The sequence below is a fragment of the Sphingomonas sp. UV9 genome, assembly GCF_004101245.1.
Taxonomy (GTDB): domain Bacteria; phylum Pseudomonadota; class Alphaproteobacteria; order Sphingomonadales; family Sphingomonadaceae; genus Sphingomonas.
The window spans coordinates 877300-892708 of the sequence record NZ_SCIN01000003.1 but is presented as its reverse complement, the minus strand read 5'-3'; the positions used below and the strand labels follow the sequence as shown (position 1 = coordinate 892708).

Here is a 15409-nt window from a genome sequence, read left to right as displayed (position 1 = left end):
GGACGGTCCCCCGTTACTGCGAGCTCTCCAATTGGGCCCCGGCCTTCGCCGGGGTGGTAAATTGGGTGGGGTGCGGGCGCCTTATTCGACCGTCACACTCTTCGCCAGATTCCGCGGCTGATCCACGTCCGTGCCCTTGAGCACCGCCACATGATACGCCAGCAACTGCACCGGCACCGCATAGACCAGCGGCGCGATCAGCGGATGAACCTTGGGCATGGTGATCGTCGCCATGCAGCCCTCGCCCGCCGCCTGGATGCCGTCATAGTCCGAGATCAGCACGACCCTGCCGCCGCGCGCCATCACTTCCTGCATGTTGCTGACAGTCTTGTCGAACAACGGCCCCGACGGCGCGATGACGATGACGGGCACATGCTCGTCGATCAGGGCGATCGGGCCGTGCTTCATCTCGCCGGCGGCATAGCCCTCGGCATGGATGTAGCTGATTTCCTTAAGCTTCAGCGCACCTTCGAGCGCGAGCGGGTAATCCGTCCCGCGCCCCAGATACAGCACGTCGCGCGCGCCGGCGATGTTGTGCGCCATCGCCTCGATCGCCTCGTCATACGCCAGCGCGCCGTTGAGCGCGGCGGGCGCCTCCGACAGATGCCGGACGATCTCGCGCTCCTGGTCCTTCGACAACAGGCCCTTCGCGCGCGCCAGATTGGCGGCGAGTGCGGCCAGCACGGCGAGCTGGCACGTGAACGCCTTGGTCGAGGCGACGCCGATCTCCGGCCCGGCATGCGTGGGCAGCAACAGGTCCGCCTCGCGCGCCATCGAACTGGTCGGCACGTTGACGACGACCGCGATCTTCTGCCCCTCGGCCTTGGCGTGGCGGAGTGCTGCCAGCGTGTCCGCCGTCTCGCCCGATTGCGAGATGAACAGCGCGAGGCCGCCATCCTCCATCACCGGCGCGCGGTAGCGGAACTCGGACGCGACATCGAGGTCGACGGGCACGCGCGCAAACTGCTCGAACCAGTATTTGGCGACCATGCCGGCGTAGAAGCTCGTCCCGCACGCGACGATCGTGACGCGCTTGATCGTGGAGAGATCGAACTCGGGGATCGGCAGCGAGACCTCGCCCTCCATCCGCTTCAGGTACGAGCGGAGCGTCTGCGCGACGACGATCGGCTGCTCGTAGATTTCCTTGAGCATGTAATGCTTGTGATTGCCCTTCGAGATCACCTCGCCGGTGATCCCCGAGATCGTGATCGCGCGCTCGACGGGCGCGTTGTCGCGGTCATAGACCTGCGCGCCGTCGCGAGTAAGCACGACCCAGTCGCCCTCGTCGAGATACGCGATCCGCTGCGTCAGCGGCGCGAGCGCGAGCGCGTCGGAGCCGAGATACATCTCGCCCTCGCCGTGGCCGACGACCAGCGGCGAACCGAGCCGCGCGCCGATCAGCAGGTCGGGATGCTGGCGGAACAGGATCGCGAGCGCGAACGCGCCGTGCAGCCGTGGCAGGATCTCGCGGACCGCGGACACCGGGTCCATCCCCGCCTCGACCTTTTCGCTGACCAGATGCGCGACGACTTCGGTATCGGTCTCACTGGTGAACGTCCGGCCGCGCGCGATCAGCTCCTCGCGCAGCGGCTTGAAGTTCTCGATGATGCCGTTGTGGACCACCGCGACTTCGTCGGTCGCGTGCGGGTGCGCGTTGTTGGTGGTCGGCCCGCCATGCGTCGCCCACCGCGTGTGCGCGATGCCGGTGCGGCCGGGCAGCGGATGCGCCGCGAGTTCGTTGGCGAGATTGACGAGCTTGCCCGACGCGCGCCGCCGCTCGATCGTACCATCGTGATCGGTGGCGATACCCGCCGAATCATACCCGCGATATTCGAGTCGCTTCAGCCCGTCGAGCAGACGGACGGCGACGTCGGTCGTGCTCAGAATTCCAACGATGCCACACATTCGATCTTACTCCGGAAACACGCTTATCGGGCAGCCTTGCGGGCTGTCATTTTGTCACGGAACCGCGCGGCCCAGCCGGGCTTGGCGATCTGTGGCGGACGGACCAGCGCAAGCGCATCGGCCTCGACATTCTGCGTCACAACCGATCCGGCCGCGACGATCGCACCTGCGCCGATCGTCACCGGGGCGACCAGCGCGGCGTTGGAGCCGATAAAGGCGCCCTCGCCGACGACCGTGCGGTATTTGAAATAGCCGTCGTAGTTGCAGGTGATCGTGCCGGCGCCGATGTTCGCGCCCGCGCCAATATCCGCGTCGCCGATATAGGTCAGGTGGCTGACCTTCGCGCCTTCGCCGATGATGGCCTTCTTGATCTCGACGAAATTGCCGACCTTGGCGTCTGCTCGGAGATCCGCGCCAAGGCGGAGGCGCGCGAACGGGCCGACGTTGGCGCCCTTGCCGACCGAGGCGCCTTCGACATGGCTGAACGCGTGGATCGTCGCGCCATCCTCGATGCGCGCACCGGGCCCGAACACGACGTTGGGCTCGATCACCACGTCGCGGCCGAGCACCGTGTCGTGCGCGAACCAGACCGTGTCGGGCGCGATCAGCGTCGCACCGGCGGCCATCGCCTGCGCGCGCCGCATCGCCTGCCACGCGCCCTCGACGCCGGCGAGTTCGCCGCGACTGTTGACGCCGGCCACCTCGTCCGCGCCGGTCTCGATCACCGCCGCCGATCGGCCGGCCGCCCCCGCCAGCCCGACGATGTCGGTGAGATAATATTCGCCCGCCGCATTGTCGTTGCCGAGCCGGTCGAGCAGCGCGAACAGATCGGTCGCGCGCACCGCCATCAGCCCGGAATTGCACAACGTCACCGCGCGTTCCGCCTCCGACGCGTCCTTAAATTCGACGATCCGGTCCATCCGGCCCGCGGCATCGGCGATCACGCGGCCATAGGCCCCGGGATCGGCGGGGCGGAAGCCGAGCACGACGACGGCAGGCATATCGTCGCCGTGCAGGCGATCGATCATCCGCTGCATCGTCGTGGCGGTGACGAGCGGCACGTCGCCGTAGAGAATCAGCACGTCGCCCTTGAACCCCGCCAGCGCCGCGCGCGCCTGCGCGACCGCATGGCCGGTACCGAGCTGTTCCGCCTGAAGCGCGGTGGCAATGCCGAGCGGCGCGACCGCCGCCTCGACCTGCTCGCGTCCCGCACCCGTCACGACGACCGTCCTGGCCGGATTCAAAGCCGCCGCACTCGCAATCAGATGCAGCAGCATCGGCCGCCCGGCGATCGGATGCAGCACCTTGTGCAGGTACGATTTCATCCGCGTACCCTTGCCGGCGGCGAGGATCACCACCGCGATCGGGTGGGCGGGGGAATGCGCCGGAAACGTTTGGTCGTTGGAATGCGTCGTCATGGGAGGATCGCTGCCACGAAAGCCTTGCCAATTCCATAGCGCCGCTGGCAGGCACCACCGTAATGACGCATTTTTCTTTTACTATCGTCGGGTTCGACCTGGACGGTACGCTTCTCGATACCAGCGGCGACCTCGCCGCCGCGGTCAACCATGCGCTGGCATCGGTCGGTCGCCCTCGCTTGAGCGTCGAAGAGGTCAAGCCGATGATCGGTGGCGGCGCGCGGCATATGCTCAAGCAGGGCCTGACCGCGACCGGCGGCTATGACGAGGCGATGCTCGACACACTGCACGCCGAGCTGCTCGCCTATTACGAGGCGAACATCTGTGTCCTGACGAAACCCTATCCGGGCGTGATCGACGCACTCGATGCGCTGGCGGCACGCGACGTGACGCTCGGGATCGTCACCAACAAGATCGAGCGGTTTGCACGGGTCGTACTGGACGAACTGGGCCTGACCGATCGGTTCGCGTGCATCCTCGGCGGCGATACGCTCGCAGAGTCGAAGCCCTCGCCGATGCCGATCCATGAGATGGTGAGGCGATGTGGCGGCGGACGTGCCGCGTTCGTCGGCGACTCGATCTTCGATATCCAGGCAGGCCAGGCGGCGGGGTTGCCGACGATCGCATGCAGCTTCGGCTTCCTGATGCAGCCGGTCGCCGAACTCGGCGCCGACGCGGTGATCGACGGGTTCGCCGAGTTACTGCCGACGCTCGAAAGGCTCGGCGCATGAACCGCGCTCTGTCTCTGCGCATCGCGCTGGTCGCGGCGGTGGTGTTCGCGGTGACGATGGCGCTGCTGCCAAAGCCGCCGCACATGCCGATCGACCAGTTCGGCGACAAGTTCCAGCATATGCTCGCGTTCGCGACGATGTCGTTGCTGGCGGCGCTGGCCTATCCGACCGCCCGGCTGTCCCGGATCGGCGAGCGCTTCTCGTTTCTCGGCGCGCTGATCGAGGTGCTTCAGTCGATCCCGTCGCTGCACCGCGATTGCGACATCCGCGACTGGATCGCGGACACGCTGGCGATCACGGTCGTGCTGCTGATCGTCTGGTCGGTGCGGCGCGGGCGTGGTGCGCGCCTGCCCTAAACCTTGCGGAACTTGGTCCAGAGGTGACGTGCGAGCATCGCCGGCGGCATCCGCAACCAGTGCGAGCGGACATAGAAGGCCAGCCGCGTGACCGCTCGGGTCGGCCTGCCCCAGCCGTCCCGAGCAGCGATCCGGTGACCGTAAAGGCCGTCGATACCGCGCGCCTTGGCCGCACCGAACACTGCCTCCACCAGCCGTAGCGCGCGTGCCACCTCACGGTGCAGCCCATGCCCATGTGCCGCCGCGACGAGGCCGTCGGTGCCGAACTCGTCGATCAGGCAGCGAATATCCCACAGGTTGCGCATCCCGCCAGCCAGGTCGCCGTCCGCGAACAGATGCGCCGCGGCGTGAACGATCATCCCGTTCGGCGACAGGATCCGCAGGCCATTCCCAAGCGCCACGCTCCCCGCGATCAGCGCATCCGCGTCGGGCGTGATCCGTGCGGTCAGCGGCAATATGGTGTGGTGCACATCGATCATCCGGTCGCGCTCACGGTGAATCAGCGGCGGAAGTTCGTGCATCCAGCGGCGGTAATAGACGTCGTCATACGGATCGGGCTTCACCCATTCCCAGCCCGCCGCGAGCAGCGCCGCCTCGACCGCATCGAGCGCGCGGCGCGGCACCAGGATATCGAGATCGCCGATCGACCTGCCCTGCCCCGCCGACAGCCCCGCCGCGACGAAGGCGGTGCCCTTGAGCAGCACGACCGGGCAGTCGATCGCCGCCAGCGCCCGCCTCGCCATCTCCGCCTCCCAAAGCGCAGCGCGGCGCCCCTGCTCGGCGGCGGCCCGCGCATCGGCGAGAATCGCCTTCACCGAGCCAGGCATCGGCAAGCCATCGAGCCGCACCGCCAGCGTGCCGATCAATTGCTCCGCGCGCGCCATCGCCAGAAGCGTGGTCCAGCCGTCCGCATCGAGCCCGGCGACGCTGGCCGGATCGGCGAGCGCTCGCGCAAGTATGCGCGCGTCCGTCACAGCGCCGCCCATAGGGTCTCGACCTGCGCGATCGCACTCGCGCCGTCGGGATAGTCCACCGCCACCGAGGGGACGTCCCCGATCAGCCCGGTCAGCGCACGGAACCCCGCTTCGCCAAGCGCGACGTAGTTGGTCGACGCCTGCGTCATCCGCACGAATGCCTCGCCCGGCTGCACCGAACGGATTTCGGGCGCGAAGCCATAGCGCGGGAATACCAGCAACGCGGGGCGCGCTGGCACGTCCATCGCCGCGATCGCCCGCGCGTCGGGAACCATGTGGCGGATATCGCCCTTTGGCGTCGTCGGCAGCAGCAGCCCCATCCGCGCGTCCGGCCAAGCCGCCTCGGCCGCGGCGATCGCCTCGTTCTTCAGGCTGATCAGCCGCGGGAACGCGTGGATCAGCCCGGTTGCCGGATCGAGCAGCGCAAACTCGTCGCCCATGAACCGCCAGCCTTTTGCGGCGAGCAGCGTGGCCAACGTCGACTTGCCCGCCCCCGAGATACCGGTCATCAACAGCGCGCGCCCGTCCCGCTCGACCGCCGACGCATGCAACAACAGATACCGGCGTGCGCCAAGCGCCATCTGGAGGTTCATCGCCATCTCGGCCGCGAGCAGGCCTTGGCGCAGCGGCAACGGTGCGGCCTCGGGCAGCATGTAATCGCCGCCGATCTCGACCGAGGGGCGCAGGAAACGCCGCCATGGCCGCCGCGCGAACAGCCGGACGGTAAAATCGGGCACGCCGTCCAGCGGCTTGGGATAGTCGCGGTACAGGCTTTCCAGTTGAGCGATTGGAGCACGCCAGTCCGAGCCGATGCGGAAGCCGACCGGGCCGATGCGGACGGAGAAGGCATGCCTCATGCCCGCTCGACCCATTCCGCTTCGACGAGTCCGGCTTCGACCAGTTCCGCCAGCCGGGCCGCCAAGGCCTCGCGCGTGCCGTCGGTCAGATCGTAATCCTGCCCGAGCCGATCGAGCAGCGCGTCGAGCGACAGCGCGCCCTGCCCGAGGATCGCCAGGATCTGCGGAGCCGGCTCGGTCAACAGGTGCGTGATCCCCGACGCGCGGTGGTAGACCGCGGTGAACTCGTCGAGCGGGGCGATCAGCAGCCCCGTCTCGGGCGGACCGCGATAGAGCTCCCCCCGCACGGCCTCAGCCGCGCGGCATCTGCAACGATGCGAAGCAGGTGAAGCCACCCTGGCCGCGCTGCAACCGGCGGATATATTTGACGTAGGCACGGCTGCGCTCGGAATCGGTGCCGGGCAGCGTGCTGCCATTGGCCATCGCGCGCTTGACCTCTTCGCCCTTGAACGGGCGGGTCGAGGGCGGGAACGCGCCCTTGGTCCGTGCCGCCACGACCTTGCCGTCCGCATCGATATAGCTGCCCGCGCGGCCGGGATCGGGAACCGGGATCTGGCAATTCAGTACCGATCCCACCGTCTGCGCAAGTGCCGGGCGGATCGACACGACCGCGCCTGCCGTCACCGCGCCGAGTGCCAGCACGCGACGTCGGGTCGGCACGGCCTCGGTCCCCGCGCTGTCCGCGGACGGCGCGGCACAACCGTGATCGGCCGGATCTTGATCGGATCGAATATCGTCGCTCATGGTGCCCCTGCTACACCCTAGCCCTTTCACAATCCTGAAGCGCTGACAATGTCGTGCGGCAGACCGTGCCGAAGCAGGACGGTGCGAAAGCCGGGCCGCCCGACCCCGCCGCCGTCACGCCGCCGTCACGCCGCCTTCAGGTTGCCGTCGTTTCACGCCGAACGACGCGTTCCAGGATTGCGAGCGGCATCGCCCCTTTCAGCAGCACGGCGTGGAACTGCTTCAGATCGAAACCGGGGCGTTTCTGGGCCTCGGCGCGAAGGCGGGTCCAGACGGTGTGGCCGATCTTGTAGCTGCACGCCTGCCCCGGCCAGACTGTGTAGCGATCGATCTCGCCCTGGCTGCGGCCGCGGGCAATCCCCGTGGTGGCGATCAGATAGTCGGTCGCCTGCTCGCGGGTCCAGCGCTTCGCATGCATGCCGCTGTCGACCACGAGGCGCGTCGCGCGGAACAGCAGCGACTGGAGATAGCCGACCTGTCCCAGCGGATCGCCTTCGTACATGCCCATCTCGTCGGCGAGTTGCTCGGCATAGAGCGCCCACCCTTCCGAATAGCCGCTGAAGAACCCGCGACGGCGGATCAGCGGAATCTCGGTGCTCTCCAACGCAAGGCCCACCTGGAGATGATGGCCTGGCACCGCCTCGTGATGCGTCAGCGTCGCCAGCCCGAACTTCGGACGATCGAACGTGTCGCGCAGGTTGATGTAGTAGATCGCCGGGCGCGAGCCATCGAGCGAGGCGTTCTGGTAATAGCCACCCGGCGCGCCGGCCTGGATCGTCGGCGGCACGCGGCGCACTTCGACCGGAGCCTTGGGCAAGGTCGCGAACGCTTCGGGCAGTCGCTTTTGCATCGCGACGATCTGGCGATTGAGATGCGCCAGCAACGCATCCCGGCCGGCGTCGGTATTCGGATAGAGCTGATCGGGACGCTGGTTGAGCGCCACCAGCCGCTCGCCGACGCTACCCTTGGTCATCCCCTGCGCCTTCAGGATCGTGTCGATCCGCGCACCGATCTCGGCAACCTGCGTCAGGCCAAGACGGTGGATCTCGTCGCCGCTCATCGCCACCGTCGTCGCAGCCTCGGCGGCCGCGGCATAATAGGCCGCGCCATCGGGCAGCCGCCAGCAGCCGGCGTCGTGGACCGCCTTGGTCCGCAACTCCGCGACGAGCGCGCGTTGCCGTTCCAGTGCCGGAAAGACGTCGCGCTGGACGATCGCCGTCGCCTTGGCCACGCGGTCCGCCGGGAGATTGGCCGCCTTCAGCTTGGCGGCGAAGCTTGCGACCATCACGGTCTGGTCCGCTGGCCGCTCCATCGCGCTGCCGAGCTGCTTCAGGGTCGTGTCGAGGATGTAGTCCGGGGCGAAGACGCCGCGGGCGGCATCGCTGCGCTGCCGGGCGCTGCTGTCGTCGATCGCCTTCGGAAAGGCGGCAAGCCGTTCGAGATACGCGTCTGCCTCGGCCGCGTCGCGCACGCGCGTCTGCGAGTCGAGGAAGTCCGGCACGTCGCGGTACGGGCCGGTCAGCTGGCTGAGGACATAGGGCGCGAACCGGCCGAGGCTGTCGCCATAGGTGAAGCGCTCGGCACCGGCGATGGCGCGGGTGAGTTGATAGGCCACGACCTCATAGTCGAGCGCGGCGGCCGGCGAGAGGCCGCTGGTGCCGAACGCCCGCAAGTCCGCCAGCTCCGCCTTGGCCCGAGCAAGATCGTCGGCCTTTCCGGTGGCGGACTCGTCGTCGAGCTTGCCCTTCAGTGCGACGCGGGCGCCGGTGTCGAGACCGAGCCGGGTCGCCTGTTCCGGCGACGCATCGAGGCGCGCGTAGAAGAACCGATCGAGCATCGTCCTGAGCGCCGTATCCCGATCGCCCGGTGCGCCGATGGCTTGGGCCGGCAACACTCCGACGGCCGATGCCGCCGCTGCGCTCGCTAGAAAATTACGACGATGCATGCTTACTCCCCCGGTCAAGTCCGCCGAGACTATCGTTTCGGGCGGAGAATGGCGATCCATTCCGCCCGGCCCATTCCCCCCGGCGCCAGCGCGGTATAGCGATTACAGGGCGCGCCACCCGAATTTATTCGCGGCTACGGTAGTAGTATCGCACGAGGATCGTTAGCGTTTCGCCTCGCGTGCTGTCGCTTGCGTTGGTATGACGGACACCGCGTTCGCCTGGAGGCATGCGATGCGGACGATCGCCTGGAGACCGAAATGTTCCTCGACGAAACCCATAACTGGCCGCGCAGGGAAGACCTGCCCCCACGCAAGCCCGTGTTCAAACATGAAAAGGCGTTGAGCCGGATTCTGCTCTTCTACGCGATCGTGCTGCTGCTGCTTCCCGTCAGCCTCGGCGGATTCGTCGATCTGTTCCGGTATGTCTTCGACTGACGCCTATCGCGGCGATCGTTGATGTCGATCAATCGACACGTGCGGTAGCGGAACGTAAGACGAACGGATGGCGCAGCTCGATACCCGTGAAAAGCTCGAGATTCTTGCGGATGCGGCCAAATACGATGCGTCTTGCGCGTCGTCGGGGACGACCAAGCGCAATTCGAAGGACGGCAAGGGGTTGGGCTCGACCGAGGGCATGGGCATCTGCCACGCCTACGCGCCCGACGGCCGCTGCATCTCGCTGCTGAAGATCCTGCTGACCAACAGCTGCATATTTGACTGTCATTACTGCATCAACCGCAAAAGCTCGAACGTCCGCCGCGCACGGTTCACGGCGAAGGAAGTTGTCGACCTGACAATAGCCTTTTACAAACGCAATTATATCGAGGGGCTGTTTCTGTCGTCGGGCATCATCGCCTCGTCCAACTATACGATGGAGCAGATGGTCGAGGTCGCGCGGTCGTTGCGCGAGGATCATCATTTCCGTGGCTACATTCACCTCAAGACGATTCCGGACGCAGATCCGGAACTCGTTCATCAGGCTGGGCTGTACGCCGACCGTGTGTCGATCAACGTCGAACTGCCGACCGCGAACGGCCTGAAGCGCCTTGCCCCCGAGAAGGACGGCGTCCGGATCGAAACGGCGATGGCGGAGGTGAAGGCGTCGATCATCGACGGCAAGGATGCCAAGGCGAAATATAAGTCTGCGCCCAAGTTCGCGCCTGCCGGCCAGTCGACGCAGATGATCGTCGGGGCGGATGCGGCGACGGATGGCGACATCGTGCGGAAAGCGTCGACCCTGTACGACCGGTTCGGCCTTCGCCGCGTGTATTATTCGGCCTTCAGCCCGATTCCGGATGCAAGCGCGGTTCTCCCGCTGCAACGCCCGCCGCTGATGCGCGAGCACCGGCTGTACCAGTCCGACTGGCTGATGCGCTTCTACGAATTCCAGCCGCACGAGGTCGTGGCCGCCGCCGACGACGCGACGGGGATGCTGCCGCTCGACATCGATCCGAAGCTCGCCTGGGCCCTGAAGTTTCGCGGCAGCTTCCCGGTCGACGTCAATCGAGCGCCGCGCGAGATGCTGCTGCGGGTCCCCGGGCTGGGCGTCAAGGCAGTCAACGGCATCCTCACCAGCCGCCGGTGGCGCCGCCTGCACCTGGCGGATATCGCGCGCTTGACGGTATCGGTCGCCAAGATCCGTCCGTTCATCATCGCCGAGGATTGGCGTCCCGTCGTCCTGTCGGACCGCGCCGAGCTCCGCCCGATCGTCGCGCCGAAGCCAAAGCAGATGGAAATGTTCGCGTGAGTCCGGCGAAGACATGCGCGTCGTAACCCTTACCGAACCCGACGACTTCGACGGTTGGCGCGACGCCGCTCGAAGACTGATTGCCGAAGACGTGCCGCCCGACGACGTTGTCTGGCAGGTTGGCGACGAACCGACTGACCTCTTCGCCACGGTTGCGGAACCCGCCCCAGCCCCAGCCCCCGCCCCCGGCGCCTTCAGCGTACCCCGCGCCTTTATCGACCTCGCCCGCAGCGCGATCCTCGGCAGCGATCCCGAGCGGTTTGCCATGCTCTACACGTTGCTCGCCCGCCTCCGTCGCGAACCCAAACTCATCGAGGACCGCGCCGATCCGCTCGTCCGCCGGCTCGACCGGATCGCCAAGGACGTCCGCCGCGACATCCACAAGATGCGCGCGTTCCTCCGCTTCCGCGAGGTCGAGGAGGGAGGCGGCACACGCTTCGTCGCGTGGTTCGAGCCCGACCACCACATCGTCCGCGCCAACGCCGCGTTCTTCGTCAACCGCTTTGCGAGCATGCGCTGGTCGATCCTGACGCCCAACGTCTCGATCCACTGGGACGGCAAGGCGCTGAGCGAAGGGCCCGGCGCCAGCAAGGCGGACGCGCCCGATTGCGACCCGACCGAGGAGGTGTGGAAGACCTATTACGCCAGCATCTTCAATCCGGCGCGCGTCAAGATCGGCGCGATGCTGAAGGAAATGCCGAAGAAATACTGGAAGAACATGCCCGAGACCGCGCTCGTGCCCGGCCTTTTGGCGGCGGCGCAGGCCAGAGAATCTGGGATGATCGCCAAGGCAAGAGACACCGTCGGCGGCAACAGCCTGATTGCCTGGGAAGCGTTGCGCGACGAAGCGGCGGGCTGCACCCGCTGTCCGCTGTACAAACCCGCCACGCAGACTGTGTTCGGCGAGGGGCCCGTCGATGCGCCGTTGATGTTCGTCGGCGAGCAGCCGGGCGACCAGGAGGATATCGCCGGACGTCCGTTCGTCGGGCCGGCGGGGCAGATGTTCGACAAGGCGATGGCCGAAGCGGGCGTCGACCGGTCGCGGGCTTATGTCACCAACGCGGTGAAGCATTTCAAGTTCGAGCAGCGGGGCAAGCGCCGGATCCATGCCAAGCCTGGGGCGGGGGAGATCGATGCGTGTCGTTGGTGGATCGAGCAGGAGCAGATGCTGATCAAGCCCAAGGTCACCGTTGCACTCGGCGCGACTGCGGCTCGGTCTTTGTTCGGGAAGGTCATGACGATCGGGCGGGAGCGCGGGCGGGCGTTGCAGTTGCCGGATGGCGGCGAGGCCTGGATTACCGTACATCCGAGCTATCTGCTGCGGCTGCCGGACCCGGCGCAGGCGGCGGAGGAATATGCGCGGTTCGTCGAGGATCTGCGGACGGTGGGTGGGCGGATCGGCTGATCCGCCCGAATGGTAAACGTTACATGCTGGTTGGTTCGGGTCCGAGGCGACCGGCGGGATCGTCGAGAGCTTCGATCGCCGCCACGTCCCATTCGTCCAGCGTGAGATCCTGCGCCGCGAAGTTGTCGGCGAGATGCTCGGCGTCGGAGGCTTTCGGGATGACTGAGAAGCCATTCGCCAGGTGCCAGGCAAGGATGACCTGAGCGGCGCTGCGGCCGCGCTTGTCGGCAACGCGCGCGATCGCCGCGTCCTGCAACAGCGTCTTGCCCTGCCCCAGCGGGCTCCAGCTCTGTGTCACGATGCCGTGCGCCTCGTGATACGCGCGTTGCTCGCGTTGCTGGAAATTGGGGTGGAGTTCGATCTGGTTGACCGCCGGAGTCACGCCGGTCGCGGCGACGATTGCGTCGATGTGCTCGGGGAGGAAGTTCGAGACGCCGATCGACTTGGCCTTGCCCGCATCGCGCAAGCCGATCATCGCCTTCCACGCGTCGACGAACTTGTCCTCGCTCGGCACCGGCCAGTGCATCAGGTACAGGTCGACCGATTCGACGCCGAGTAGCGCCAGGCTTTCGTCCATCGCCGCCTCGGCATCGCCCTGCCGGTCGTTCCAGAGCTTGGTCGTCAGGAACGCATCCGATCCCTTGTAGCCGTCGCCGACGCCGCGTTCGTTGTCGTAGATCGCGGCGGTGTCGACCAGCCGGAAGCCGATATCGAGCCCGCTGCGGACGATCGCCGCCGCCTGGCTGTCGGGGATCTGCCATGTGCCCATGCCGAGTTGAGGCATCTTGCGGCCGTCGTTGAGTGTGAGATCTGTCATGCTGCAAACAGCGCACGACACGCCGGGCGGTTCCGATTGCCTCTTCCCTTCGGCGCCCGGTTCGCGCAATCGACCGACCCATGTTCGAAAAGATTCTGGCGGTCCTCGCCACCTTCACGATCGGCGTGATCTCGTCCGGTGGCTATGTCGGCATCGCGCTGTTGATGGCGATCGAGAGCGCGTGCATCCCGCTGCCCTCCGAGATCATCATGCCGTTTGCCGGCTACCTCGTCTCGACCGGGCGGTTCGACCTGTATCTCGCCGCCACGGCGGGCGCGATCGGCTGCAACCTCGGCTCGATCGTCGCCTATGAGGTCGGCAAGCGCGGCGGCCGGCCGATGGCCGAGCGTTGGGGCCGCTTTGTCCTGATCGGCCCCGGCGAACTCGACGCGGCCGACCGGTTCTTTGCACGCTGGGGATCGGCCGCGGTACTGATCGGCCGCCTGCTGCCGGTCATCCGCTCGTTCATCGCCTTTCCGGCCGGCGTCGCGCGGATGAAGCTGGTGCCGTTCCATCTCTACACCTTCATCGGATCATGGCCGTGGTGCTTCGGGCTGGCCTGGGTCGGCATGAAGCTCGGCGACAAATGGGACAGCGACCCGCGCGTGAAGGCTGCGTTCCACAGTGCCGACCTGCTGATCGGCCTGGTCCTGATCGCGCTGGTCGGCTTCTACATCTGGCACCGGGTGCGCGGGCTGAAGCGTCACCCTTAAGTCTCCCGCGTAAAACCGCGACGTTTCGCCAGCGCGCGGAGGTCGTCGTCGCGGGTCGGGACGACCGATTGCACGCGGCGCTGATAGGCCGCGACGATCTCGGGCCCCGCCCCGGCGGGTGAACCACTGTCGAACGGCGGCGCCGGGTCGTATTCCAGGCCGAGCTGCACAGCCCTCGCATGCGCTTCGCCGCGGATCATCGCGGTCAGCGTCAGCGCGAAGTCGATGCCCGCGGTGACGCCGCCGCCGGTGACCCGGTTGCGATCGACCACGACGCGCGCGTCGACCGGGATGGCGCCGAACAGCGGCAGCATGTCGCGCTGCGCCCAGTGGCACCCGGCGCGGTAGCCATCGAGCAACCCCGCCGCGCCGAGGATCAGCGATCCGGTGCAGACGCTCGTCACCCAGGTCGCGGAGGCGCCGACCGTCTGGACCCAGGCCATTGCCTCGTCGTCGGCGATGACTCCGTTGGTGCCGAACCCGCCGGGCACGCACAGGATGTCCGCGGTCGGCAGGTCCGCGAAGGTCGCGGTCGGCAGGATCGAGAAACCCGCGTCGGTCGGGACGGGATCGAGCGTTTTCCACACCAGGTCGAGCCGGGCATTGCCGAGCCGCGACAGGACCTGCGCGGGGCCGGTCAGGTCGAGTTGCGTGATGCCCGGGAACAGCAGGAAGGCGATGCGCAGCGGTTCGGTCATGGCGATTCTCCTGGCGAGGGGCAAGTCGGACGGAAGGTCGCGGCCGCACGGGTGGCAAACGGCGAAACGCTCCGGAAAACAGTGCCTTGTCGGGTTGGACGGCGGCACGCGCAAAAGTGAAGTATAGAAAGTGCAGACGCTCGCACGGGTTTGGTGCCGTTGGTCGACGCGCGCGGGGGAGCGGTATTGGGCATCGCATTCGGGGAGGTCGGCTGCGTCATGGGCGGATCATGTCATGCCCTGTCCTTGTAGGACAGCGAGGGCTGAGCGGGCAGGCGTCAGGGGGTCAGCCGTGTGGCAAGCGTGTGCGCTCGGGGAAGCTTGGGTCCGGGAAAGACAGCCGACGTTTGCCCGGCGGCCATCCGGTAGTGGGCCGTCGTGCGGGGCTCGCGTCATCCACTTCGAGAAATACCCCAGCTTTCGCTGGGGTGACGTGCGAGGGAGCGAAGTAGCGTCCCCCATCTATCTCTATCCCATGGCCGTCATCCCAGCGAAAGCTGGGATATCGTCGTTTGGGTCTCGACGCGTCCTAAAGGCTCAGGGAAGGACCGGGACTTCCGCGGCGCGCGTCTTGTTCTCGAGGCGGGATTCGCGGACGCGTTGGCCGAAGCAGCCGGTGGCGCCGCCGGCGCCGACGGCCGAGCAGCTACCGATCGTGTTGACCCCGGAGCCGGGGTCCATCGTGCCCTGCGCCTTGGTCGCCCAGCTGGCGTTTTCGGGCGTGACGACGAACTCGCGGAGTTCCTTGGGGACGCGGTATTGCTCCTGCGCGCTGCGGCGGACGCAGACGACGATCTCTTCGCCGTTCTGGTTGGTCGGGCAGCGTTCATTGCCGAACAGCGTGAGGACGCCATTGATCGGCGCGTTGCGCGAGACCTGCGGTGGCGCGACGGTCGGCTTTGGCCTGGCCGTTGCACCCGGCAGCGCGGGGGCTTGCGCCGGCGCCTTTGCCGGCAACTGCGCCAGCGTCGGGCCGGCGTTGCGCGCCGGGCTCGGTTGGGCGGCAGGCTGGCCAGAGGTTTGGGCGGTCTGTGCGACCGCGGGTCCGGCGACGAGCAAGGCCGCCGCAAAAAGCATCTTCATACGCATCACTCCCACG

Annotated in this window: 16 protein-coding genes; 6 read left to right on the top strand and 10 right to left on the bottom strand. The window is 67.1% G+C overall.

Features of this window, described 5'->3' with window-relative positions; all coding sequences use genetic code 11:
• Window positions 1-81 precede the first annotated feature (81 nt).
• Together glmS and glmU are read right to left on the bottom strand one after the other, a co-directional pair.
• Complete coding sequence (glmS, locus tag EQZ23_RS16425; RefSeq protein ID WP_128455460.1) at window positions 82-1905, bottom strand: glutamine--fructose-6-phosphate transaminase (isomerizing); 1824 nt, start codon at window positions 1903-1905, stop codon at window positions 82-84.
• Between the two features lie 23 nt (window positions 1906-1928).
• On the bottom strand, window positions 1929-3323 hold the full coding sequence (gene glmU / locus EQZ23_RS16420) for a bifunctional UDP-N-acetylglucosamine diphosphorylase/glucosamine-1-phosphate N-acetyltransferase GlmU (protein ID WP_128455459.1): 1395 nt from the start codon (window positions 3321-3323) through the stop codon (window positions 1929-1931).
• A gap of 62 nt (window positions 3324-3385) precedes the next feature.
• Between glmU and EQZ23_RS16415 the strand changes: the two genes are divergently transcribed.
• The gene (locus EQZ23_RS16415; protein ID WP_128455458.1) at window positions 3386-4054 is read left to right on the top strand and encodes an HAD family hydrolase; all 669 of its coding nucleotides are present in this window, start codon (window positions 3386-3388) and stop codon (window positions 4052-4054) included.
• Window positions 4051-4410 carry a hypothetical protein gene (locus EQZ23_RS16410; protein WP_128455457.1) on the top strand — a complete coding sequence of 120 codons (360 nt, stop codon included), beginning with the start codon at window positions 4051-4053 and terminating at the stop codon, window positions 4408-4410. Before EQZ23_RS16415 ends, EQZ23_RS16410 begins: the two co-directional genes overlap by 4 nt.
• Here EQZ23_RS16410 and EQZ23_RS16405 read toward each other — a convergent pair.
• The 5 genes from EQZ23_RS16405 to EQZ23_RS16385 form a co-directional block, all read right to left on the bottom strand.
• On the bottom strand, window positions 4407-5396 hold the full coding sequence (locus EQZ23_RS16405) for a nucleotidyltransferase family protein (protein WP_128455456.1): 990 nt from the start codon (window positions 5394-5396) through the stop codon (window positions 4407-4409). The genes EQZ23_RS16410 and EQZ23_RS16405 overlap by 4 nt on opposite strands.
• Window positions 5381-6241 carry an HprK-related kinase A gene (locus EQZ23_RS16400; RefSeq protein WP_128455455.1) on the bottom strand — a complete coding sequence of 287 codons (861 nt, stop codon included), beginning with the start codon at window positions 6239-6241 and terminating at the stop codon, window positions 5381-5383. The genes EQZ23_RS16405 and EQZ23_RS16400 overlap by 16 nt, the downstream gene beginning before the upstream one ends.
• Entirely contained in the window at window positions 6238-6528 is a 291-nt protein-coding gene (locus EQZ23_RS16395) for an HPr-rel-A system PqqD family peptide chaperone (RefSeq protein WP_128455454.1), read from the bottom strand. The genes EQZ23_RS16400 and EQZ23_RS16395 overlap by 4 nt, the downstream gene beginning before the upstream one ends.
• A gap of 4 nt (window positions 6529-6532) precedes the next feature.
• Window positions 6533-6985 (bottom strand): hypothetical protein, encoded by a 453-nt coding sequence (locus tag EQZ23_RS16390; protein WP_128455453.1) that lies wholly within the window; start codon window positions 6983-6985, stop codon window positions 6533-6535.
• A gap of 136 nt (window positions 6986-7121) precedes the next feature.
• Window positions 7122-8930 carry a DUF885 family protein gene (locus EQZ23_RS16385; RefSeq protein WP_128455452.1) on the bottom strand — a complete coding sequence of 603 codons (1809 nt, stop codon included), beginning with the start codon at window positions 8928-8930 and terminating at the stop codon, window positions 7122-7124.
• Between the two features lie 258 nt (window positions 8931-9188).
• Here EQZ23_RS16385 and EQZ23_RS19900 point away from each other — a divergent pair, with 258 nt between their 5' ends.
• The 3 genes from EQZ23_RS19900 (at window position 9189) to EQZ23_RS16375 (ending at window position 12082) form a co-directional block, all read left to right on the top strand.
• The gene (locus tag EQZ23_RS19900) at window positions 9189-9365 is read left to right on the top strand and encodes a hypothetical protein (protein WP_164913475.1); all 177 of its coding nucleotides are present in this window, start codon (window positions 9189-9191) and stop codon (window positions 9363-9365) included.
• A gap of 67 nt (window positions 9366-9432) precedes the next feature.
• Window positions 9433-10677 carry a putative DNA modification/repair radical SAM protein gene (locus EQZ23_RS16380; protein ID WP_128455451.1) on the top strand — a complete coding sequence of 415 codons (1245 nt, stop codon included), beginning with the start codon at window positions 9433-9435 and terminating at the stop codon, window positions 10675-10677.
• Between the two features lie 13 nt (window positions 10678-10690).
• Window positions 10691-12082 carry a UdgX family uracil-DNA binding protein gene (locus EQZ23_RS16375; RefSeq protein ID WP_128455450.1) on the top strand — a complete coding sequence of 464 codons (1392 nt, stop codon included), beginning with the start codon at window positions 10691-10693 and terminating at the stop codon, window positions 12080-12082.
• Between the two features lie 19 nt (window positions 12083-12101).
• On the opposite strand, the gene EQZ23_RS16370 is transcribed toward EQZ23_RS16375, so the two are convergent.
• On the bottom strand, window positions 12102-12899 hold the full coding sequence (locus EQZ23_RS16370) for an aldo/keto reductase (RefSeq protein WP_128455449.1): 798 nt from the start codon (window positions 12897-12899) through the stop codon (window positions 12102-12104).
• Between the two features lie 80 nt (window positions 12900-12979).
• Here EQZ23_RS16370 and EQZ23_RS16365 point away from each other — a divergent pair, with 80 nt between their 5' ends.
• Window positions 12980-13612 (top strand): DedA family protein, encoded by a 633-nt coding sequence (locus EQZ23_RS16365; protein WP_128455448.1) that lies wholly within the window; start codon window positions 12980-12982, stop codon window positions 13610-13612.
• On the opposite strand, the gene EQZ23_RS16360 is transcribed toward EQZ23_RS16365, so the two are convergent.
• Window positions 13609-14310 carry a DJ-1/PfpI family protein gene (locus EQZ23_RS16360; protein WP_128455447.1) on the bottom strand — a complete coding sequence of 234 codons (702 nt, stop codon included), beginning with the start codon at window positions 14308-14310 and terminating at the stop codon, window positions 13609-13611. The two genes, EQZ23_RS16365 and EQZ23_RS16360, sit on opposite strands and share 4 nt — an antisense overlap.
• Window positions 14311-14847: 537 nt before the next feature.
• Window positions 14848-15393 carry a hypothetical protein gene (locus EQZ23_RS16355; protein WP_128455446.1) on the bottom strand — a complete coding sequence of 182 codons (546 nt, stop codon included), beginning with the start codon at window positions 15391-15393 and terminating at the stop codon, window positions 14848-14850.
• Window positions 15394-15409: the final 16 nt, after the last annotated feature.